Annotated in this window: 27 protein-coding genes; 11 read left to right on the top strand and 16 right to left on the bottom strand. The window is 38.1% G+C overall.

Features of this window, described 5'->3' with window-relative positions; genetic code table 11:
- A complete protein-coding gene (locus tag U9R83_RS10800; protein WP_014460250.1) occupies window positions 1–471 on the top strand; it encodes a DinB family protein in 471 nt (156 codons plus the stop codon).
- A 135-nt stretch (window positions 472–606) separates the two neighbouring features.
- Complete coding sequence (locus U9R83_RS10795; RefSeq protein WP_014460251.1) at window positions 607–1,392, top strand: nucleotidyltransferase domain-containing protein; 786 nt, start codon at window positions 607–609, stop codon at window positions 1,390–1,392.
- Between the two features lie 64 nt (window positions 1,393–1,456).
- Here the strand turns inward: U9R83_RS10795 and U9R83_RS10790 are convergent, their stop codons facing one another.
- From U9R83_RS10790 to U9R83_RS10775, 4 genes are all read right to left on the bottom strand, one after another.
- Window positions 1,457–1,654 carry a hypothetical protein gene (locus tag U9R83_RS10790; RefSeq protein WP_014460252.1) on the bottom strand — a complete coding sequence of 66 codons (198 nt, stop codon included), beginning with the start codon at window positions 1,652–1,654 and terminating at the stop codon, window positions 1,457–1,459.
- Between the two features lie 463 nt (window positions 1,655–2,117).
- Complete coding sequence (locus U9R83_RS10785; RefSeq protein ID WP_014460254.1) at window positions 2,118–2,315, bottom strand: hypothetical protein; 198 nt, start codon at window positions 2,313–2,315, stop codon at window positions 2,118–2,120.
- Window positions 2,316–2,430: 115 nt separating this feature from the next.
- Window positions 2,431–2,859 carry a metallothiol transferase FosB gene (gene fosB, locus U9R83_RS10780; protein ID WP_328575229.1) on the bottom strand — a complete coding sequence of 143 codons (429 nt, stop codon included), beginning with the start codon at window positions 2,857–2,859 and terminating at the stop codon, window positions 2,431–2,433.
- A 58-nt stretch (window positions 2,860–2,917) separates the two neighbouring features.
- On the bottom strand, window positions 2,918–3,529 hold the full coding sequence (locus U9R83_RS10775) for a LysE/ArgO family amino acid transporter (RefSeq protein WP_182420638.1): 612 nt from the start codon (window positions 3,527–3,529) through the stop codon (window positions 2,918–2,920).
- Between the two features lie 103 nt (window positions 3,530–3,632).
- On the opposite strand from U9R83_RS10775, the gene U9R83_RS10770 reads away from it, so the two are divergent.
- The gene (locus U9R83_RS10770) at window positions 3,633–5,075 is read left to right on the top strand and encodes an aminotransferase-like domain-containing protein (RefSeq protein WP_182420639.1); all 1,443 of its coding nucleotides are present in this window, start codon (window positions 3,633–3,635) and stop codon (window positions 5,073–5,075) included.
- Here the strand turns inward: U9R83_RS10770 and U9R83_RS10765 are convergent.
- The 3 genes from U9R83_RS10765 to U9R83_RS10755 are packed head-to-tail and all read right to left on the bottom strand — an operon-like array spanning window position 5,066 to window position 7,394.
- Window positions 5,066–6,142 carry a HAMP domain-containing sensor histidine kinase gene (locus U9R83_RS10765; protein ID WP_014460259.1) on the bottom strand — a complete coding sequence of 359 codons (1,077 nt, stop codon included), beginning with the start codon at window positions 6,140–6,142 and terminating at the stop codon, window positions 5,066–5,068. The genes U9R83_RS10770 and U9R83_RS10765 overlap by 10 nt on opposite strands.
- The gene (locus tag U9R83_RS10760; RefSeq protein ID WP_014460260.1) at window positions 6,139–6,819 is read right to left on the bottom strand and encodes a response regulator transcription factor; all 681 of its coding nucleotides are present in this window, start codon (window positions 6,817–6,819) and stop codon (window positions 6,139–6,141) included. Before U9R83_RS10760 ends, U9R83_RS10765 begins: the two co-directional genes overlap by 4 nt.
- 11 nt (window positions 6,820–6,830) lie before the next feature.
- Window positions 6,831–7,394, bottom strand: a complete 564-nt coding sequence (locus U9R83_RS10755; RefSeq protein ID WP_108674664.1) for a class I SAM-dependent methyltransferase — start codon at window positions 7,392–7,394, stop codon at window positions 6,831–6,833.
- Between the two features lie 233 nt (window positions 7,395–7,627).
- Here U9R83_RS10755 and U9R83_RS10750 point away from each other — a divergent pair, with 233 nt between their 5' ends.
- On the top strand, window positions 7,628–7,762 hold the full coding sequence (locus tag U9R83_RS10750) for a hypothetical protein (protein ID WP_328575462.1): 135 nt from the start codon (window positions 7,628–7,630) through the stop codon (window positions 7,760–7,762).
- 87 nt (window positions 7,763–7,849) lie between these two features.
- Here U9R83_RS10750 and U9R83_RS10745 read toward each other — a convergent pair whose 3' ends face one another.
- Window positions 7,850–8,569 carry an SDR family NAD(P)-dependent oxidoreductase gene (locus U9R83_RS10745; RefSeq protein ID WP_328575228.1) on the bottom strand — a complete coding sequence of 240 codons (720 nt, stop codon included), beginning with the start codon at window positions 8,567–8,569 and terminating at the stop codon, window positions 7,850–7,852.
- Between the two features lie 198 nt (window positions 8,570–8,767).
- Here U9R83_RS10745 and U9R83_RS10740 point away from each other — a divergent pair, with 198 nt between their 5' ends.
- Window positions 8,768–9,394, top strand: a complete 627-nt coding sequence (locus U9R83_RS10740; protein WP_014460265.1) for an FMN-dependent NADH-azoreductase — start codon at window positions 8,768–8,770, stop codon at window positions 9,392–9,394.
- A 28-nt stretch (window positions 9,395–9,422) separates the two neighbouring features.
- Here U9R83_RS10740 and U9R83_RS10735 read toward each other — a convergent pair whose 3' ends face one another.
- The gene (locus tag U9R83_RS10735) at window positions 9,423–10,190 is read right to left on the bottom strand and encodes a TrmB family transcriptional regulator (RefSeq protein WP_014460266.1); all 768 of its coding nucleotides are present in this window, start codon (window positions 10,188–10,190) and stop codon (window positions 9,423–9,425) included.
- Window positions 10,191–10,312: 122 nt separating this feature from the next.
- Here U9R83_RS10735 and U9R83_RS10730 point away from each other — a divergent pair, with 122 nt between their 5' ends.
- From U9R83_RS10730 to U9R83_RS10720, 3 genes are all read left to right on the top strand, one after another.
- On the top strand, window positions 10,313–11,086 hold the full coding sequence (locus U9R83_RS10730) for a sulfite exporter TauE/SafE family protein (protein WP_013056888.1): 774 nt from the start codon (window positions 10,313–10,315) through the stop codon (window positions 11,084–11,086).
- Window positions 11,087–11,250: 164 nt separating this feature from the next.
- A complete protein-coding gene (locus tag U9R83_RS10725; protein ID WP_226556244.1) occupies window positions 11,251–11,916 on the top strand; it encodes a hypothetical protein in 666 nt (221 codons plus the stop codon).
- Between the two features lie 102 nt (window positions 11,917–12,018).
- Window positions 12,019–12,909 (top strand): PhzF family phenazine biosynthesis isomerase, encoded by an 891-nt coding sequence (locus U9R83_RS10720; protein ID WP_226556243.1) that lies wholly within the window; start codon window positions 12,019–12,021, stop codon window positions 12,907–12,909.
- A gap of 40 nt (window positions 12,910–12,949) precedes the next feature.
- On the opposite strand, the gene U9R83_RS10715 is transcribed toward U9R83_RS10720, so the two are convergent.
- The 3 genes from U9R83_RS10715 to U9R83_RS10705 all read right to left on the bottom strand — a co-directional run bounded on the left by U9R83_RS10715 (window position 12,950) and on the right by U9R83_RS10705 (window position 15,896).
- Window positions 12,950–13,228, bottom strand: a complete 279-nt coding sequence (locus U9R83_RS10715) for a hypothetical protein (RefSeq protein WP_223260155.1) — start codon at window positions 13,226–13,228, stop codon at window positions 12,950–12,952.
- 113 nt (window positions 13,229–13,341) lie between these two features.
- On the bottom strand, window positions 13,342–14,844 hold the full coding sequence (locus tag U9R83_RS10710; protein ID WP_108674658.1) for an NAD(P)H-hydrate dehydratase: 1,503 nt from the start codon (window positions 14,842–14,844) through the stop codon (window positions 13,342–13,344).
- A gap of 11 nt (window positions 14,845–14,855) precedes the next feature.
- Window positions 14,856–15,896 (bottom strand): C45 family autoproteolytic acyltransferase/hydolase, encoded by a 1,041-nt coding sequence (locus U9R83_RS10705; RefSeq protein ID WP_014460271.1) that lies wholly within the window; start codon window positions 15,894–15,896, stop codon window positions 14,856–14,858.
- Between the two features lie 142 nt (window positions 15,897–16,038).
- On the opposite strand from U9R83_RS10705, the gene U9R83_RS10700 reads away from it, so the two are divergent.
- The 3 genes from U9R83_RS10700 to U9R83_RS10690 all read left to right on the top strand — a co-directional run bounded on the left by U9R83_RS10700 (window position 16,039) and on the right by U9R83_RS10690 (window position 18,857).
- Complete coding sequence (locus tag U9R83_RS10700) at window positions 16,039–17,916, top strand: terpene cyclase/mutase family protein (protein WP_108674656.1); 1,878 nt, start codon at window positions 16,039–16,041, stop codon at window positions 17,914–17,916.
- A 102-nt stretch (window positions 17,917–18,018) separates the two neighbouring features.
- Window positions 18,019–18,561 (top strand): GNAT family N-acetyltransferase, encoded by a 543-nt coding sequence (locus U9R83_RS10695; protein ID WP_042992524.1) that lies wholly within the window; start codon window positions 18,019–18,021, stop codon window positions 18,559–18,561.
- A 101-nt stretch (window positions 18,562–18,662) separates the two neighbouring features.
- A complete protein-coding gene (locus tag U9R83_RS10690; protein WP_014460274.1) occupies window positions 18,663–18,857 on the top strand; it encodes a hypothetical protein in 195 nt (64 codons plus the stop codon).
- Between the two features lies 1 nt (window position 18,858).
- Here the strand turns inward: U9R83_RS10690 and U9R83_RS10685 are convergent, their stop codons facing one another.
- The 4 genes from U9R83_RS10685 to U9R83_RS10670 form a co-directional block, all read right to left on the bottom strand.
- Window positions 18,859–19,644 (bottom strand): ABC transporter ATP-binding protein, encoded by a 786-nt coding sequence (locus U9R83_RS10685; protein ID WP_014460275.1) that lies wholly within the window; start codon window positions 19,642–19,644, stop codon window positions 18,859–18,861.
- 18 nt (window positions 19,645–19,662) lie between these two features.
- The gene (locus tag U9R83_RS10680; RefSeq protein ID WP_328575227.1) at window positions 19,663–20,316 is read right to left on the bottom strand and encodes a GNAT family N-acetyltransferase; all 654 of its coding nucleotides are present in this window, start codon (window positions 20,314–20,316) and stop codon (window positions 19,663–19,665) included.
- Window positions 20,303–20,779: a site-2 protease family protein gene (locus U9R83_RS10675; protein WP_028413498.1), complete on the bottom strand. Its 477-nt coding sequence runs from the start codon at window positions 20,777–20,779 to the stop codon at window positions 20,303–20,305. Before U9R83_RS10675 ends, U9R83_RS10680 begins: the two co-directional genes overlap by 14 nt.
- Before the next feature lie 146 nt (window positions 20,780–20,925).
- Window positions 20,926–21,744 (bottom strand): AraC family transcriptional regulator, encoded by an 819-nt coding sequence (locus U9R83_RS10670; protein ID WP_226701516.1) that lies wholly within the window; start codon window positions 21,742–21,744, stop codon window positions 20,926–20,928.
- Window positions 21,745–21,795: the final 51 nt, after the last annotated feature.

Raw genomic sequence — 21,795 nt, 5'->3', positions numbered from 1 at the left:
ATGAATTCGTACTGTGAGATGGTGTTTAATCAGATACACGTCAACATCCATTCTCTAACCGCAATCATTGATGAGGTTACAGAAGAAGAGCTTGCCTATCGTCCCCTCCCTCACAAGCGGTCTATTCAAGAACTGCTGCAGCATTTATGTCTCATTTGTAGTGCAGACTATTATATTTCCTTAGGCTACTCTGCAGATAAAATGAATGACTTTTATCTGCAGCATCCAGCTTATACAAACCTTGAACTCAAAACAGCTTTAATAGATGGTTTTAACCAGCTAAAAGCAGACTACTCTTCTTTTGACGAACAAAAGCTATTTTCACTGCAGACATCCTATTGGGGATGTACGTATACGCACTTTGAATGGCTGCTTGAAATTCAGTCTCATTTATATCATCACCGTGCAGAACTGTATACGCTTCTAACCTGTTACCGCAGAAACCAATTGGATGTCGTGCTTTTTGAGTGATATAATTTTCACTTTCAATATTTCCTTAGCTTTTTAGAGGCCTAAAGGAAGCTTCTTTTAGTTATTTACCATTTTCCATCCATTATGAAATATAATTTGTATATAGAAAGCATTAAAAGAAAAAGAGGTTGGCTTATGAAAGAAACAATTGTTGCAGCTTTAAAGAAAATTGAAGAAGATTACGACGTGAAGATATTATACGCTTGTGAATCTGGAAGTAGAGCATGGGACTTTCCATCTAAAGATAGTGATTATGATGTTAGATTTATTTATATTCATAAGAAAAATAAGTATTTAAGCATTGATCCAATCGGTGTAGGTAAAAAGCGAGATGTAATAGAGCTACCTATTAATGACCTGTTAGATGTTAGCGGCTGGGACTTAACCAAGACATTAAAACTTTTTAGAAAATCAAACCCACCTTTACTAGAATGGATGCAATCAAACATTGTATATTACAAGGCGTATTCAACATTTGATAAAATGAAAGAACTACATTCTAACATCTTTACTCCTACTTCTTGTATATACCACTATTTAAATATGGCTAGAAATAACTTTAGAGAGTATTTGCAAGGTGATGAAGTAAAAATCAAAAAATATTTTTACGTTTTAAGACCTGTGTTAGCTGCTAAGTGGATTGAACAATATAACGAATTTCCTCCGCTAGAATTCCCTATTCTCTTAGAGAAACTGTTACCAGAAGGAGAATTAAAAAAAGAAGTTAGCAAGCTGTTAAAGCGGAAAATTAGTGGTGATGAGTTAGATTTAGAACCACGCATTAATGTTATTAATGAATTTTTAAACTTAGAAATTCACCGTTTAGACAAATACGTCCGAACTTTATCTGTAGAATTAGATGACCCTACATATGAATTAGATCAATTGTTTAGAGATACTTTAGACGAAGTTTGGAACTAAGTATAAAACAAAAAGGCTTATCCCTAATGCAATTAGCAGCGGATAAGCCTTTTATTTATATCTATTAAAGCGGTATATTATTATTCGTATTTTTTGTTTCATTCAAATAGTTCTCCACATATATTTGTTCTGCATCTGTAGCATTTTTAATTCCATCCTCTGGACTAAATTCAATGTTTCTCCTTATTGCTACACGATCTGCAATGTAACCCATTGCTAACAAAAACACTATACATCCGCCTGCCCACAACCACATTGTCATCTTAATACCCCCTTTTTCTTCTTTAGTTCACCTAGCGTTGCGTAATACAGCATATATCCTCCGCAGGATAAAAGCCCTCCAACAAGTAAAATCGCAATTTTTTTAATAACTATCCCCTCCACATTCTTTTAAACAAAACAGAACTAACAGATAATTCGACTTCATATTAAACGTTTTTCCGCAAAAAGGAATTTAAATTAACATTCCCTATACTTACTATACGTTTTAGTACGAAGAAAAGTTTCAGAAAATTACATTAATAATTTTTAAGTTAATTTTCAACAAATCTGATTATAATTTTTTATGTTTCATCCTACTAGTTCTGATTCAAAATAATAAATTTGCAATTTTTGTAGTAAACTGACTTGTTTTTCTAAAGTGGAAATTAACCATTTTCTTCATAAAAATAGTACTATTTTCAAGAGGAATCTTTTATTTCTCCTGAGAATAGTACTACACTATATTAGATAACCTTTATTTTTGTTTTAATTGTATAATATGTATCTGCTAAGAATCCTACTGCAAGTCCGCTAATCATACCGTACGGTAATACACCTGATACATTTTGATAAAAAGTGCCGATTAACATTGCAGCTAGGATGCCGAAAAGTACGCCTATCACAATATGCGAACCAAACTTCACCTGTTTTGCGGTATACATTCTTCCTCCTCCTCACTTTTTTTCCATTATATCACAACAGCATCGTTTATTTAATGATAACTGAGCGAGGAATGCGAATGTAATAAAACTGTAACCTTATATAACTATTTTAGTACTACTCTTTTGGCGAATAAAATGTCATATGAGGCTTTTCTTCTTGGTAATACGCTAAACGGTCTTGGAGCGTACCGGTATGAAGTTCAAATTTATGCCCATCTGGATCCGTAAAATAAATAGATTTTTTGTCTCTCTCGTCACGATTTCTTCCAGGTAAGATATTTACATTATGCTGTTTTAACAGCTCTTTTGCCTCGTCAAAGCTTTTAATGGAAATAGAAAATGCTAAATGAGTATACGAATACTGAATTTCTGATCTAGGAATATTTTTTTCTTCGTTTAACGCCAGCCACAATCCATTTAGACTAAAGTAAGCGGTGGACTTTCCTTTTACTAAAAGTTCCGCTCCTAGCACTTTTTGATAAAATGTAATGGACCGTTCTAAATTTGACACAGAAAAGCACATATGATTAATTCCTTGAATCATCTTTACCCCTCGCTTTCTAGAAAAAAAGTATTACATAACTTTCCTTTTAGCATCTATTTTACTGAAAAAACATACTTTTTGCCATGTAAAGAGCTACTCCCCAAATCATACATGCAGAAGCCTTATTGACCCAAATCATTATTTTCCCATTTGAATCCATTTTTCCTACTGCTTTTCCTGCAAAAGCTAAGGATAAAAACCATATCCACGAAACGGATATCGTCACCAGCGTAAAAACCCATTTTTCTTTTCCGCTGTATAGTAGAGAATTTGTTCCGATTACGCCCATAATATCCATCAGCGCGTGGGGATTTAGCAGAGATACAGAAGCAGCAAATAAAATTTGTGCTTTTAGCGTCATCCCTTCTTTTAATGACGTTTTTGAAGGTTCGCTCTTCCAGGTCACAAAGCCCATATACGCTAAAAAAAGAAGACCTATTCCAAAAATAAGCGTTTGAAAAAACGAAAAAGCAGCAACTACTGCTGAAACTCCCACCACTGCGACTAGAATTAAAATCGTATCACAAACAGAAGCCGTCACCACTACGGGAAGCGCCTGTTTGATCGTTCGTTGATTTGCTCCTTGGTTAAAAACAAACACATTTTGTACTCCTAAAGGTAAAATCAAACCGAATGCTAACAACAAAGCGTGTATAACCACTGTAAACATGTTGCTCTCTCCTTTCTCTTTCATCTTACAATTGACATCCCCTGTTGTCTCCATCCAAGTTTTGATTTATAATACCAACCAAATTACAAAAAGGTGGTCTCACATGAATTGGACTCCAAATCCGGCTGATAAAAAGCCAATGCACAAACAAATTCAAGAGTATATGACAGAAAAAATCACAAATGGAGAATGGCCTATTGGAACTAAAATTCCTTCGCAGCGCCATTTGGCTGCTGCCTTTTCTGTAAATAGAAGCACGGTGGTGACGGCAACCGAAAACTTAATTGCGGAAGGACTTCTCAGTGGAAACAAAGGCGGTGGCACTAAGGTCATTAACAATACGTGGAGCTTACTAGCATCAGCCTCTCAGATGAACTGGAATTCGTATGTAGAAGCAGGAATATACCAACCAAATTCTCCAACTATCCGCCGTATTAATGAAGCTGAATTTCAAAGGGGCATTATTCGTTTAGGAACTGGAGAGTTAGCACCTGACCTGCTCTTTTCTGATCAGCTTTCCGAGCTGTTTAGCGGAATGAAACATAGAAGCGTACACTTGGGGTACGAGCACCCAAAAGGTAACGGTGAACTGCGACAAGAATTAGCGAAGCATGTAAAAAAACGAGGCATTGAAACGTCTCCTTCATCTATTTTAATTGTATCTGGTTCACTTCAAGCGCTTCAATTAATTTCAATCGGCCTGCTGCCTCCAGGTGCCAATATTTTAGCTGAAAAGCCATCTTATCTTTATTCTCTGCCCTTGTTTCAGTCCGCACAAATGAAAATAACGGGCGTTTCATTAGATAAAGAAGGAATTCAATTATCTTCATTAAAAGACCAGCATGAAAAAGAAAAAGGCGCAGTCTTATATACGATACCCAACTTTCATAACCCGACCAATGTGACGATGAGCGAACAAAGGCGTCAAGAGCTACTTCATCGGTGTGAAATGATGCATTTGCCTATTATTGAAGATGATGCTTACGGAGAGCTTTGGTTTCATTCACCCCCTCCGCTTTCATTAAAAGCTCGAGATAAAAACGGAATGGTTCTTTATTTAGGAACGCTCTCTAAAACATTCAGTCCAGGATTTCGAATTGGATGGATTGTAGGGCCTGAACATGTAATTGAGCGATTGGCCGACCTTAAAATGCAAGTTGACTACGGAGCCAGTTCCTTATCTCAATGGGCAGCTGCTGAAGCTCTAAAAACCGGAATTTATGACAAGCACGTTGCCAGCGTACGCTATAAATTAAAAGAAAAATCTCAGCAAACACAGGCTATTTTAGAGAAGCATTTAAAAAGTCTTGCTACGTGGAATACTCCGATCGGAGGTTTTTATTTTTGGCTTACGCTGCATAAGCCTATTTCGATGCGGAAATTATTTAAGCACTGTCTCCACGAAGGAGTTCTTTTAAATCCAGGCGCATTGTATGACCATGAAACGTCACAGCATATCAGAATATCCTTTTCTTATGCAACGCTTGCAGAATTTGAATACGGCATCAAAATAGTAGCAAAAAGCCTTAAGAATCTCTACAAGTGATTCTTAAGGCTTTCTTGTGTTAGCGGCAGCTTTATCAAAAAAGTGAGCTTATTATGCTGACGCTCTGCTCGTATCTCCCCTTGATGCAGCTGAATGATTTGTTTTGCAATAGCCAGTCCTAAACCTGAACCATTCGCGTCCGTTCTTGATTCATCACCTCGATAAAATCGATCAAATAACTTTTCTACCTCAATTTTTTCACTGATGTTAATGCTGTTCCTAAAGGAAATTACCAACGAATCCTCATCAATTTCCTGATTCACCTCTAATACGGAAGGCTTTTTGCTGTACTTCTTGGCATTTTCGAGCAAGTTTTGAAAGACTCTTACCATTTTTTCTACATCAATAAATGCATGCCATTCACAAGCAAAGTTAGTCTGAACGTCAATGCCTTCTCTTTTTAACATCGGCTCGTACTCTCCTATTACCTGCTGAAGCAAACGTTTCATATCAACCTCATTTCGCTGAAGCTGAAAATCCGGACTCGTTAATTTTGTATAGTCAAACAACTCGTCTATTAAATCCGTTAAATAATTTGCTTTTGAATCAACAATATATAAATAGCTATCTAATGTTTCATCGTCCATATTTTCTCTTTTTTTGATTAAATCGAGGTATCCCACAATGGACGTTAAGGGCGTACGCAAATCGTGAGACACGCTGGATATTAGCTCATTTTTTGCTTGTTCGATTTCTCGTTCCCGATCAAACTTTGTACGAAGCTGTGCAGACATTTTGTTAATATTTTGACTTAGCTCAGCCAGTTCATCTTTTCCTCGCACATGGATGGTTGCACCTAAATCTCCATTTGATATTTTTTGAACCTGTTCGGAAATTTCTTTCAGGTAACGAATATGGGAACGAATAAGTACTAAAAAAACAAAAATAAAGACCACAACCGCCATAGAAATAAGCCCAAACGCCAATAGGTTATATGCAGAAACATTCATTTTCTCTTCTTGTATATACCTGCTTAAAACAAGCCTAGCAATTAAAATAAAAGTTAAATTGGTGACCAAAAAGCTTATAATCACAGCGAAAAGAAGCTTTACACTTAATTTTCTCATATCCTGTATCCTACGCCCCATATGGTTTTAATATAAATAGGCTTTTTCGGATCATCCTCAATTTTTTCACGGATTTTCGTGATATGGACCATTACAGTATTATCGGATTTAAACGCGTCTTCTTGCCACACGGCTTCATATATTTTCCCCATACTCATTACCGTTCCCTTATGGCGTGCAAGCAGCTCTAAAATATCAAACTCTTTTGGTGTTAAACGAATCTCTTGACCGCGCACAAAGACAAGGCGAGTACTGCGGTTAATTTCCAAATCGCCAATTTGAATAACGTCACGCTCAGCGCGTTCATTGTATTTTTTATAGCGTCTAATTTGTGATTTCACTCGTGCGATGAGTTCGAGTGGGTTAAATGGTTTTGTTAAGTAATCATCTGCTCCTGCTGTTAGACCAGAAATTTTGTCCATATCTTCTGACTTAGCCGAAAGCATAATAATGGGCATATTTTTTTCTTCACGTATTTTAAAAGCAGCGTCGATTCCATTCATCTGCGGCATCATAATATCTAATATAATTAAATCTACTTCTTGTTCCTCTAAAAGCGCTAAGCCAGATACAGCATTAGAAACTTTCAGCGCTTCAAATCCTTCATTTTCTAAGTAAATAGCAATTAAATTACGAATTTGCTCATCGTCATCTATAATTAAAATTCTGTCTTTCATTTACAAACTCCTTATATCTCATTCTTTTCGCATGTAAAAATGTATGCGGGAGGAACGTTTCTCCACTCTTTTTCAACTTTAATGTGCGGGAAAAACGAGCGGATCAGCTGTTTTTTTAAATTCGTATACTGAAACGTAATAAATTTCCCTTCATCGGCTAATACGCTGCGCGTGTTTTGCAAGATACAGTCCGACACTTCAGACGTTAAAGAAGCAAAAGGAAGACCTGATAGTACGTAATCCACTTTTGGAATATCATACTGTATCAAGTACTTTTGAACGTGTTCAGCGGATCCGTGTATCACATACACATTTTTTTCATCTCTTACTTGTTCCTTTACTTTTTCGTAAAAATGCCGATTGTATTCGATAAGAAGCAAAGTTGTCTGAGCGCTTCGTCTTCTTATTAATTCACGGGTGAAAACTCCGGTTCCTGGCCCGTACTCTACTATACAGGCTGCATGTTCAAAATCAATCCCTTTTACCATTTTTTTCGCTAAGTGCGTAGAGCTTGGCAAAAGTGCTCCTACCGTTCGCGGCTGGTGAAAATATTGATACATAAAAGCTAAATTCATTTTCTATTCCTTCTTTCTACTCTTTCTTTCTAGAATAGAAAAAAAAACTAAAGAAACGTTAAGTAAATTTCTTAAGAATTCTTAAGAAAATAAAAAGGAGGATGTGACAAACGTATTTTAGTTGAAGAAAGATCCGAACGATGAATTGAGATTCTTTATTGAGAATCAAGTTCGTTCGGATTTTTTATGGTTATGGTGAACGTAGGTTTCAGGTATGTAGCAGCTTCTAGCCTGTGATTGGAGGGCAAGACGGAGTCTCCTGCCGGAAAAGCGGAACAGATGAGACCCCGCAGGAGCGCAAGCGACGAGGAGGCTCATCGGCCGCCCGCGGAAAGCGCAGTCTTGCACGGAAATCAACTGCGGTGTAACAAGCGTCATACTAGATTATTAATGCCACTTTTTCGCCTTTAAATTGAATTGAGGCAGTTATGTCTTAATCTCTTTTGAAAGAGTATTCAGCGCAAATAACATCCGCTATTTAAATCAAAGGTAGCTCCTGTATAATGTTTTGCTTGAGGACTCAGCAAAAAAAGAACCGTATCTGCCACGTCTTGAGGCGTAACAAAGCTTGGAACCAGCTGATGAGCGATGTATTCATTTTTGCGCCACTCTGGAATATTTTTCATCATATTGGTATTTACCATTGTAGGTGCTACGGCATTCACCCGGATATAAGGAGAAAAATTCATTGCACAGCTCTTGGTTAATCCTAATATCGCTGCTTTAGACATTCCATATATAGCATCGGAGCTTCCTTCCATTCCCGATACGGACGATATATTAATAATCGCTCCTTCTGTTTCCTTTTCCATTAATAATTCGCCAAAATATTTGGAAAAATAAATATATCCTTTAATATTAATGTCCATCACAAAATCTATTTCGCTTTCTTCATAATCCAATAAATTTTTTCCTAAATACACGCCTGCATTATTTACTAATCCATATAAATTTTTATCTTTTATTTGATAAAAAAGGTTTTTTACGTCCTTCCCTTCTTTAACATCTATTACATACGTTTCAATATGACCTTTCGTATCTTCAGCTAGCTGTTTCAAAGCTCCTTCATTAATATCACAAGCAATAACTGAATAGCACTTCGACACACATTCTTTTACAATTTCTTTGCCAATTCCAGAACCTGCACCCGTGACGATTATCCATTTTTCTTTCATCTCGACACCTCTTGTCTACTTTCTGTTACACATACTTTTTATGTAAATATTCAAACATTTATTATACCATTATTTTCTATATGAACATCCCTTTCTTGCGCTCTTTTTTAGCTTACCTGACAAAGAACGTATAGTTTTTTATACGAGTGATAACGATAAGACAGTACATTATTCCAAATAAGAAAGAGATGATAAGACATGGCAAAAGTACTTTATATTACAGCTCATCCTCACGATGAGTCTCAATCATTCAGTATGGCAACTGGAAAAGCGTTTATCGATGCTTACAAAGAGCACAATGCAAGTGACGAAGTTGTACATATTGACCTTTATAAAGAAAATATCCCTCATATTGATGCAGATGTATTTAGCGGATGGGGCAAACTGCAGTCTGGCTCGGAACTCTCTTCTCACGAACAAGAAAAGGTCAATCGCCTTGCAGAACTGAGCGAACAGTTTGTAGGAGCGGACAAATATGTTTTTGTAACGCCAATGTGGAACTTTTCGTTTCCACCGGTTATGAAAGCTTATTTAGACTCTGTAGCCGTAGCGGGTAAGTCATTTAAATACACGGCAGAAGGTCCTGTTGGGCTATTAACGGATAAAAAAGCGCTTCATATTCAAGCACGCGGAGGCATTTATTCTGAAGGTCCTGCAGCTGAGATGGAAATGGGACATCGTTATATTGGAATTATGATGAATTTCTTTGGAGTCCCTTCATTAGACGGCATTTTTGTCGAAGGGCATAACGCAATGCCAGACAAAGCCCAAGAAATTAAAGAAAAAGGAATAGCAGAAGCAAAAAAACTTGCACAAACTTTTTAATACAAAAACCCGCGTAAAGCGGGTTTTTCTACGCAAAAAAGCTTTCTCTTTCCTTTTCAATCCACCTGTCCATTTCCTGATCACTTTTTTCTACAAGCCTGTTAACGAGAATATCATGCCAAATATAGTTTTCAAGTAAATTAATGTTGACTGCGTTATTTGTATAGTAAGCCATTTCTTTATGACCATAAATCATTTCACTGCTGTCAACAGATATAATAAACCAGTTTTGATTCCCAATGTTTTCGGTATAGCTTGTATGACGGTGCTGGTCAAATTCCTCCATCGCTTCATCTTGTTCAAACACAATTCCTTTTAGTGTTACGCTCTCCCTTAGCTGTAATAAAAGAGGCTTCAACTCATTATAAATATCGGGCCAAAGCGAGATGACAATTTTATTTTTTGCTTTTAACAATATCGACTCACAAAAAGCAAGAATGGCAGTTTCTCCTTTCATCGTCATAACCCGGCTTTCTTCTATAGACTCTGCAGCTTCAAGACGTTTAAGCGTTTCGCTAACGTCTTCATACGTTTCGTTCCATTTTTTCTGCAGTGAATGCAAAAAAGCATCGACGGGCAGCGACGTGTACTGAGTGCCATCATTACTCTCTTCTTTTAACACCATGCCTTTTTCCTCTAGTGTTTGTAAAATATCGTATACACGCGCTCTTGGCACACCTGAATGTTTACTAATGCTATAAGCAGTGGAAGATCCTTTTTTGACAAGCGTCACGTATACCTTTGATTCATACTGATTAAATCCAAGCCACTGCAGCTGCTCAATAATATTTTCCATAAAGGAAGCCTCCATGTTTTTTAAGTTATTTGAAATTTTCATCATTTACATATTTACAACTGCTTTTTATATAGTTACTATTTAAGTAGTCACTATATATTATGACATGAGGAAGGTGCTTTATGGAAGAATTAAGTTTACAGATTGTTCTTTTGCTTTTACTATTTGGTTTTTTAGCTGCATTCATTGACTCTGTAGTTGGCGGAGGCGGTTTAATTTCAACGCCTGCCCTTTTATTTTTAGGCCTGCCTCCCGCTGCTGCCTTAGCTACAAATAAATTAGCTGGAACGATGGGCGTATTAACGAGTACCATTCGATTTGTCAAATCCGGAAAAGTCGATTTTCGCGTCGTAGGTAAATGGTTTCCTTTTGTATTTATTGGTTCTTTAGGAGGTTCAATCACCGTTCATTTTCTATCCTCTGCTTTTTTGAAACCTGTTATTTTGATTCTCCTTGTTTTAGTTGCTATTTATACAATCTTCAAAAAAAACTGGGGCACCACGTCCACATATAAGCCGCTGTCTATTAAGAAACTTATTTTCTTTACTGCACTTATTTTTATTATTGGCTTTTACGATGGATTTTTAGGAGCAGGCACAGGTTCATTTATTTTATTTGCTTTTTTATTTATGGGGTTTGATTTCCTGCAGTCAGCAGGCAGCGCAAAATTTTTAAATTTCGGCAGTAATTTAGGTGCTTTGCTTGTATTTTTATATTTTGATTCTGTTGTATTTTCTTACGGATTAATTATGGGGTTTGCGATGATCGTGGGTTCTTTTGTTGGATCAAATGTCGCTCTATCAAAAGGCGTGACGTACGTTCGAACGCTTTTTATTCTTGTCACTTTAAGCCTTATTAGCAAAAACATATTTGATTATGTGAATCAGTACAAATAGATCAATGGTTTCTTTAGAACTATAACAATGAACCTATATATCTATTAGATTAATAAAACCACCTCTTACTATTTTCTTATTTTTGGGTAAATGTGTAAAAAAACACTAAAATTGTTGTATACTGGTCGATGTTGTTTTACATAATTTAGAAACATTATACAGAGGTGAACATTTTGTTTAAGAAATTTAGGTTTTTATGGTTTATTTTGCTGATCTTTGCACTTATTTTTGTCAAAAATACGTTCTTTTCTTCTTCAGAGAACGCTACTGAGACGCTAGCAACGTCAGATGTTCCACAAGCCGCAGCTACTTTCAAAGAGGGAAACAATCAGCAGGACGGAGTCATTATTCAAAAATATCGCAAACAGCTAGATGCAGCACAGAAAAAAAACGATGAAAAAGCAACTAAAGAAATACAAGAAAAAATTTATGAAGACGGAAGACAGGCGGCACTAAACTTTTTACCGCGCAATAAATTTCAAAGAGCTTTTTCTCAGCCTTCGAAAAAATCGGTCGATGACATTTATAACTTTCTAATTGGCCAAGTAGGGTTTGGAGGATATGATTTTCTTTATCAAGAAGTAATAGCTTCAAAAAAAGAGACAGCTTCTTCTACTGATGAATTAAATATGAGTGGCATTCAATCTAAAACCGCTGCACTTACATACGGCACACTAGCACAAAGAGAGCAACTGCTTGTTACAAGTCTTGCCTATGACTTAAGCAGCGTGGGCGTCATTTCTTCCGATACAGCTAAAGGTATTGATAAAAAAGCTACTCATATGCTAGAAATTAGAAAAGAAGGAATAAATGCCGCGATGCAAGAATAGTTCTGCAAAGTGAAAAGCAGCAGGTAAAAACTGCTGTTTTTTTATTCTAAATAACGATGGTTATAGCTTTCATATAATGATATAAAAATGGGGGGGATTTTTATGAAAGAAGCGATTGTTTATCAATACGACGCGTTTAGCACGCGCCCTAATAAAGGAAATCCTGCGGGAATTGTGTTTAACGGAGATGATTTTCCGACTGAAGAAATGCAGAAGATTGCTTATCAAGCACAGTTTAACGAAACGGCTTTTATCATGAAGTCTTCCCGCGCTGATTTACGAATTCGATACTTTACGCCTGGACAAGAAGCGGATTTGTGCGGCCATGCGACTGTCGCTTCTCTTTATGCTTTACATAGTAAAAACAAACTTCAAAAGACTACATTTACAGTGGAAACAAATGCTGGAATTTTGCCTATGACTGTACAGAGTAGAAACGGACAACCTGTTATCACCATGACTCAAGCTTCTCCACAGTTTCATCCGTTTTCAGGTTCACAAGAAAAGCTGGCAAAAGCTCTTAATCTTCATATTGATGACCTTGATCAAAGACTTCCTATTGTATATGGAAGTACAGGAAACTGGACGCTTATTGTACCTTTAAAAAATTTAGATGCCTGTAAAAAGATGAAGGCTAATCAAGAAGATTTCCCTCATATTTTAACTGATATGCCAAAAGCATCTATTCATCCCTTTTGTTTTGAAACAATTCACTCAGAAGCTCATATGCACGGAAGACATTTCTCTTCACCATTTTCGGGTACGGTAGAAGATGCTGTAACTGGAACAGCATCAGGCGTGATGGGCGCCTATTATGCGAGATATGTGGATCAGCAAGATAACGACCGCTGGCAATTTGTGATTGAGCAAGGACAGGAAATAGATAGAGATGGCTTCGTTCATGTAGAAATTACAAAAAAAGAGAATACGTATGGTGTGGTAATCGCAGGAGAAGCTGCCTATGTAACAAAGCAAATCGTTTCTATTTCCTAATAAAAACGTGTCCGCCTGTTTGGCGAACACGTTTTTTTGTTTAATAAATAATAGCTTGTACGCTCATTATTGTAACGGTTAAAATAAGAATCACGTTCCCTATAATTAACCACGGCTTTGCGCTTCCTCTTCTCCCTTTAATAGCCGTGATTAGTCCAGCAATGGGCAATAAAGCCATAATGATGACCCAAATTTTACGAAGAATGCTGGAATCCAAATAAAAACCAAACTGCATCATCGCAAATAACACGACTGTAATAAGGAAGAAAAGTGTAGGCACGGCTAAATGAATGCCTCTTGGTCTCATTGAGTAGTACACAACATCACTTTCTTTCTATGTAAAATCTTACGTAAAATAACGTTATCATTTACACAGAGTTTTGACAACTTTTTGAAGGATTTTGTCAACAAATTTTAATAATCTAGAAGAAATTACTTCTCACTCAGCTGTTCGAAGACTGCCGGAAGTGCAGAAATAACGTCGCTTGCTAACATATCTATCATTGTATGCCCCTGGTCCAGCAGCACATCCGCCGCTTTTCCGTGAACATATACCGCATTACTGATTGCTTCTTGAAGAGAATCATGCTGCATGATAAAAGCGAGGATGATCCCTGTTAACGTGTCACCCGTTCCACCTTTCGCAAGTCCCGCGTTTCCAGTTACATTTACGTATTGTTTTCCGTCAGGTGTTGTAACAATCGTATTTGGACCTTTTAATACAAGGTACACACCATTTTCTACTGCGTATTGCCTAGATATTGAAAATCGATTTGCTTCTACTTCGGCGATTGTTGTGTCCACGAGCCTTGCCATTTCCCCCGGATGAGGCGTTAAAATCGTTGCGTGTTCTCTTTCTTTTACTTCTTTTTCTAAATGGGGAAGATGAAAAAGACCATCGGCGTCCACCACAACGGAAACCGGCTGTTGAAGCACTTGTTCGACTACTTTCTTCGTTTCTTTCGTTCTCCCAAGCCCCGGTCCGACTGCAATCGCATCATACTTCGCTTCTTCTAAAGGAATCTCGCCTGCAAAAAAGCCATCTTTGCTTGGACATGGTTTATACATCACTTCCAACATGTGAGCAGCTGCAATCGCATGAATATCACTTGGAAGCCCAAGAGTTAAAAGCCCTGCTCCGCTGGTGAGTGCTGCTTTTGACGTTAGCATCGGCGCTCCAGGTGTTTGGAGTGAACCTCCTATTACGATTCCTTTTCCGTGTGTACCTTTATTGGACGAAGCGTTCCGAATAGGAAAAGATTTCTTAATATGCTGCGTTGACCATATTTCTTTAAAAGATGAACTTTTTTCAATTGCTAGCGGTGGGATACCGATATCTACTACAATCAATTCACCATAGCTTTCTTTGCTCGGGTATGTAAATGCCGTGACTTTCGGCTGCTGAAGCGTAATCGTAGCATCTGCACGTACCGTAAGCTCTTGCTTCTGTTCCATTACTCCACTTGGGACATCGATGCTGTATATGTAAGCATTAGAATCGTTTACTTTTTTTATAATGTTATCATAAGGAGATTTGATGCTGCCTTTTACTCCTATTCCTAGTAGACAGTCAATAATCACCGTATACTTTTTTACAGAGAAGTTATCTCCCGCCGATTGCCACGTGAACCCGGCATTTTCATAGATGATCATGGCTTTTTTAGCTGCCCCTTTTATTTTTTCCCGTGCAGGAACTACCCAGACGTCAACTTCATAGCCTTTTGACTTCAGCGCACGGGCAATAACAAAGCCGTCTCCTCCGTTGTTTCCCGTTCCTATAAGCAGCCCTATGTTTTCATATTTTTCTATTCGCTCACTCAGCACGTTTGCAGCAGCCTGCCCGGCATTTTCCATAAGGGACTCTTCACTCATCCCAATTGTATTCATCATATAATCATCTACTTGATACATCTCTTGATTCGTTACAATTCTCATTATGCTGCTCCTTACTGAAACGGAAATGGTTCGTCCGTATTTACCGTTCCTTTTATTTTCGTTATAGTTAATTGTTCTCCTTTCACCCAATCCTCAAACGAAAAAATGAGAGGTTTTGCTTTGCGTCCAATCCCCACAATGACTTGCAGCGTCTCCGGTACATACGCCACTGTATGAAGCGTTCCAGCAGAATTCCGGTAATCTTCTTTAAAAATACCGTATTCATCTTCATTAAATAAAGAGAAAGCTTCAAGAGGCGATAGCTTTTTTTCAATATGATCTCGAATATGATCGAGCCTTTCCTTTGACTCTACCAAATGATGACGATTTTCTTCGACTAGCTGATTAAAATGGTTCGTGCACCCCATCATCGTTCCTCTTTGTACATGAACGCCTCGTCCAGATGCTTCGACTACTGCTCCCTGTCCGCTGCGGTCATAAATGGAATAATTAAACGCATGACGGTGTGGTGCCCTTTCTAAAATAGCAACAGCCTCTTCTGTCGTTTCACATGTTTCTAAAATAAACCGAGCAAGCGTACAGCAAATAAATCCGTTTGTTTGACGGCGGCGATTAACAAAATGATAGCCAATTGCTAATCCTTTTTCGTTCATTCCATCCATTCGCCCAATCATTCTCGTTCCAAACCCGACGCTTGCATATCCTTCATTTGGCTGAAAAAGCAAAAATCGACCTTCGTAGGTTTTAGGATGATAATCGTAGTTTCGCACGTACACGCCGTGCTGCATAAGAGCCGAACATCCCGTTTTTTTCCACTCTTGCTGATACCCGCTGTACTCATGTATAACGTCTTCAAGAGGCCAATCTAAACCTTCTGCTAAGCCCACCAGCTCATCCCACAGTCCAGGAGCAAATAAGTCGTAATAATGACGAGCTTCTTTTGCTATCGTTTGATAGCTTCGTAATGAACGTTTTCTTCTTTTTTGATGATTTTCAAACAGCTTTGTTCCTTTATGTAACTTCCCTTGCATTTTACCAAGCTCTCGGTAAGAGCCTCGTCCTTGAATGACTTCTACCTGTATTTCTTTCACTTCTATCACTCCAATTTTCCAGTACCTTTATTGTGCAGCAAGCGCTCTATTCTTTGCAACTTTCTCCTCTCATAGAACTCTCTTCCTTTGAATACAGTTATAAAGAAACAGGTCGAAAGATTGAAAAGCATTATTATAAGAGGTGATCATATTGCTAAAGGAAGTTCAGCTAGAGATTCAGCGAAGAATCGCCTATCTGCGCCCAACACAAAAAAATGACGGGTCATTTCGCTACTGTTTTGAAACAGGCGTTATGCCTGATGCGTTTTTAATTATGCTTCTTCGCACCTTTGATTTAGATAAAGAAGTGTTGATTAAACAATTAACCGAACGGATCGTTTCCCTTCAAAATGAAGAGGGTCTTTGGACGTTGTTTGATGATGAAGAACATAACTTATCCGCCACTATTCAAGCTTATACAGCTCTTTTATATTCAGGCTATTACCAAAAAAATGACCGGATTTTGCGAAAAGCAGAAAGATATATTATAGATTCAGGAGGCATTTCTCGCGCTCATTTTCTCACAAGATGGATGCTTTGTGTGAACGGCTTATACGAGTGGCCAAAGCTATTTTACCTCCCGCTTTCTCTTTTGCTCGTGCCTACCTATGTACCGCTTAATTTTTATGAATTAAGCACCTATGCCAGAATTCACTTCGTTCCGATGATGGTAGCGGGAAACAAAAAATTTTCACTTACTTCTAGGCATACACCTTCTCTTTCTCATTTAGATGTAAGAGAACAGAAACAGAAATCGAATGAAACTGCTCAAGAATCACGCGCTTCTATTTTTTTAGTCGACCATTTAAAACAACTGGCTTCTTTACCGTCTTACATCCACAAGCTTGGTTATCAAGCAGCCGAGCGTTACATGCTAGAAAGAATTGAAAAAGATGGAACACTCTACAGCTACGCCACCTCTACTTTTTTTATGATTTACGGTCTTTTGGCTCTTGGCTATAAAAAAGATTCCTTTGTGGTTCAGAAAGCAATTGACGGTATTTGTTCACTACTTAGTACATGCAGCGGCCACTTGCACGTGGAAAACTCCACGTCAACCGTTTGGGATACCGCCCTGCTATCTTACGCTCTACAAGAAGCCGGTGTACCGCAACAGGATCCCATGATTAAAGGCACAACCCGTTACTTAAAGAAAAGACAGCATACAAAGCTTGGAGACTGGCAGTTTCATAACCCGAATACAGCACCTGGAGGCTGGGGGTTTTCCGATATTAATACGAATAACCCTGACTTAGACGATACGTCTGCTGCTATCAGAGCTCTTTCTAGAAGAGCACAAACCGATACAGATTATTTGGAGTCTTGGCAAAGAGGCATTAACTGGCTGTTGTCCATGCAAAACAAAGACGGGGGTTTTGCTGCATTTGAAAAAAATACCGACTCTATCTTATTTACTTATCTGCCGCTTGAAAACGCAAAAGATGCAGCGACGGATCCGGCTACTGCCGATTTAACCGGTCGAGTGCTTGAGTGCCTCGGAAATTTTGCCGGTATGAATAAATCCCATCCTTCGATTAAAGCTGCAGTAAAATGGCTGTTTGATCATCAATTGGATAACGGGAGCTGGTACGGCCGGTGGGGTGTTTGCTACATTTACGGAACGTGGGCCGCTATTACAGGACTCCGTGCTGTAGGCATTTCTGCTTCTGATCCGCGTATCATCAAAGCCATCAATTGGCTCAAAAGCATTCAACAAGAAGACGGCGGCTTCGGAGAATCATGCTATAGCGCTTCTTTAAAAAAATATGTGCCACTATCGTTTAGCACTCCTTCTCAAACGGCTTGGGCTCTCGATGCTTTAATGACAATATGTCCATTAAAAGATCGAGCCGTTGAAAAAGGAATTAAATTTTTACTGAATCCAAATCTTACAGAGCAGCAAATTCATTATCCCACGGGAATTGGTCTTCCTGGACAATTTTATATTCAGTACCACAGCTACAATGATATTTTCCCTCTTCTTGCACTTGCCCACTACGCAAAAAAACATTCTTCGTAAAGAAACAGCGCCTATAGCTGTTTCTTTTTATACATAAAAGCAGGTTTTTTTAGGAGACAAGTGGAATACCTTTTTAATGTTAGGAAAGAAAGGATGCATCAAATGAATAATGTTTCACCACTTTTAAAAGGAAAAAACGTGATACTAAGAAAACCAAAAGACAGCGATGTACATGACTATTTAGCATGCAAGCAAATAAAAGAACTTATTCGCATGTACGGAGGCGATACCCGAAACTTAAAACCTCTTACATTACAAGATGCCAAGCGACACGTCGAGTACATAAAGTCTCAAAAGCTGAATTGGTGTATTGAATATCAGCAGCGTTTTGTTGGAGAAGCTCGGCTGACCGTTAACGAGTACGACCGGCGCGCACGGTACGCAATTGGCTTATTTGATTCTTCCGTTTGGAATCAAGGGCTCGGCACTGAAGTTACAAAATTGGTACTGGCCTACGCATTTGAACACCTTCACTTGCACAGAGTCGATTTACGAGTGCTCGAATACAACCATAGAGCCATTGCTTGTTATGAAAAATGCGGTTTTGTAAAAGAAGGAATAGAGCGTGAAGGTGCTTTTATTGAAGAAGCATTTCAGACAGACATTATCATGAGTATACTCGAACAAGAGTATTATCAGCTTTAGAGGAGAGAATCAGCTGTCATCATCGTACTTCTTTAAAAGTTCGTATAGCCCAAGCCTTTTGTGAATAAAGTAACATAACGATATAACCAAAGGAGCCAACGATGACAACTTATGATTCCTCTTCTTTTGTATTTGTAACCATTGATAAACATGACATTGCTGCTTTTTTACTAATTGATATTATTTGCAGCACCACTATTTATGTAGCATGTAAACATTATCTCCACAATGAGCTGGTTTCCATTGCAAGCAGCGCTCTTTTTCCCATGGTATGTAAGAAGGTTTCTCGACGCTAGCTCAGCTTTTTACCGGTTCTTTTAATGACAGCCAAGTGCGTTCCTTCTGCTGCTGAATCTCTACGGAGTGATTAAAAAATTTAGAAAGATGCGGCTCAGTGAGCTGGTCTTTCGTTTTTCCAGAAGAAAACACTTCTCCTTGCCGCATACAAAGCGTATGGGTAAAGCAAGGCAAAATTTCTTCTACATGGTGAGTAACATAAATAAGCGTAGGAGCTTTTGGCTGCTCTGCCATTTTTGCAATCAGCTGAAGAAGCTGTTCTCGAGCCATTATATCTAGACCTGTACATGGCTCATCAAGTATTAAAAGCTTTGGTGAAGCCATAAGAGCTCGGGCAATTAGTACTCGCTGGCGCTCTCCTTGAGAAAGTGTTCCGTAGGCCTGATTTTGTAAATCTTCGCAATTTAACAGCTTCATTAATTCTATGGCTTGGTTCATATCTTTTTGCTCCACTTGTTCATATAACCCAATAGATGCAAATTTTCCGCTTAAAATCATTTCTACAACCGTATCGTCATCTCGAAACCGCTGTTGAAGCGAAGAGCTTACCCATCCAATTTCTTTTCTGAGCTCAGACAGATTTGTTTCTCCAAATTTCCTTGAAAGAACTTCTACTTCCCCTTTTGTAGGCCAGATATATCCGTTGATGATATTTAAAAGCGTCGTTTTTCCGGAACCATTTAATCCAAGTAAACACCAATGTTCCCCTTTTTCCACTGACCACGACACGCTTTTTAAAATTTCTTTTTCTGCTCGTTTTACCGAAACGTTGTTAATGTTGATCATGCTAACACTCCTTTACTCTCATTTTTCATTATGTATACTATAAAAGAATAATGATTTATCCCATTTGTTAACTTGCTTTTCTTTTTTCATGCCAATTCTTTCAGCTACTTTAATCGATGGGTAATTGGCTGGATCAATTAATGATATAATCTTCTGAAATTTCAGCGTATTAAGTCCGTAATGCAGGCAAGCTTTTGCTGCTTCACTCGCATAGCCTTTTCCCCAGCAGCTGCGTAAAAATAAATAGCCAAGCTCTGGATCTACCTTTCCGTCTACTTTTTGAAGAACCATGCCGCACTGCCCTAGAAACTCTCCATTCTGTTTATCCTCAGCGACCCACATGCTAATGCCATATGTTTGATAATGCTGCTTCATCCATTGAATCCAGCGATATGTGTCTTGTTCATTTTTAGTAGAAGAATAATACTTTATGGTTTCAGCATCTTCAAATATTTTCATTAAATTGCCTGCATCGCTTTCAGCCATAGCTCGCAGCGTCATTCGCTCTGTCTCAATAATCGTATGAATCCTCTCCTTTCTTCCATTCCATAGCGTAATATCTTTATTATCCGCTACTATTTTCTTTTCGTAAAGTTTTCCTTTTTTATTTAAATGAAACAGAAAAAAGGCACCAAAAAAGGCTGCTACACACAGCCCTTTAATCTGGATCACACGTTTTCCCGTACCGTAATACGTTATATATAGCACGTCCATCACTTGCAGATGTTTCTGTATATTGAATTGGCAACAGTGAAAAAATAACATAATAGACTGAAAAATAAACAAATTGATAGCAAAATATATCTTCAGGCAGAATATTAGCCATAATTAATCCATTTATTATAAAAATAGTAAGTAAATTAAACAGTACACCACCCGCATACACCACTGCATGGGAAAAGCGACTATCGTTCTTAAGATTTTCATATTTACAAAACGAGTCTAGAAAATAGACTGACTTAATTTTAAACTTCCCCATTTTAAGAATTGTTTTCCCCCGCCCAATAGTAAAATCGACCTTCCCTCCGAAAATAATTGCCATGACGGAATGCCCCAGCTGATGAACAAATGATACAAGTGGCAATACAAGACAGAATGACCACACAAACTTTGGAAGATCATTTAACCCAAACACGTTTATCCCTCCTTTTTGTTTCTTCTCTCTACTTTTCCTCCCCGGTTTCACTTAAAACTACATTTAAATTCTTTTTTAAAACTCATACGAAATGACTAGCATTCACCGTAGGCCTTATGCTTTAGATAAAAACCCTTGTATGTAATTTATGAAAAATACATTTTCCGAAAAACAGTTGGGGTCACGTTTTCTTGTTCTTTAAAGCGCTTGATAAAATAGCTAGGATGTTCATACCCTACTTGTCTTGCTATATCTTGTACAGAGATTTGGCTGTTTTTAAGCAGCAGTTTCTTTGCTTTTTGAATTCGTACGCGCGTTACGTATTCAAACGGACGGATACCAAGAGATTGTTGAAAAAGCAAGCACGTATACTGCTCCGTTACGTTGAGCTGCTGCGCCAGTACTTCTAGCGTTAACGGCTGATGATAATATTCCTCGATATAACGAAGGGCTGGGTTTAGCTGAGTAATTTGCTGCAGGCGACTTTTGCTTTCTATATATACGCTGTCTTGGCGAAGTTTCAAAATGGCGCTATATAGTAGTTCAGAGCACTGCATGGTGCTAGAGGTATGATTTTCTTCTAATCGATCCATTAGCTCTTGTAGCATCCTATAAAGACTTTCAGCATGTGTAAGGACGATTTTTCCCGAATTAATAAATTGAAGAGAAAGCATGATATCATCAATCACACTTCCGTTAAAAGAAACCCAGCATACTTGCCATTCGCTCGTAACGGGATAGTATTCGTGCGGAACGTGCGGCGTCAGAAACATTCCTTCATTTTCTTTTATAATATAAACCTCGTCATTTACACGAAGCTCGCCTCTTCCTTTTATACATTGAATCCATTGATAATCAGGAAACTCTCCCTGACGTTTAATATGCGTTTGATGTCGCCAGCTTCCAGCGCTTGTAACATAAAATGGCAGTTTCATATCTTCATCTGAAAGAGCCGGAAAGTACATACGGTCCACATTACTTCCTCCTTTTTATGTGAATATAGTTATATTATCATG

The organism is Priestia sp. LL-8 (assembly GCF_036227845.1).
Classification (GTDB): domain Bacteria; phylum Bacillota; class Bacilli; order Bacillales; family Bacillaceae_H; genus Priestia; species Priestia zanthoxyli.
This window is presented reverse-complemented; position numbering and strand designations above follow the sequence as displayed.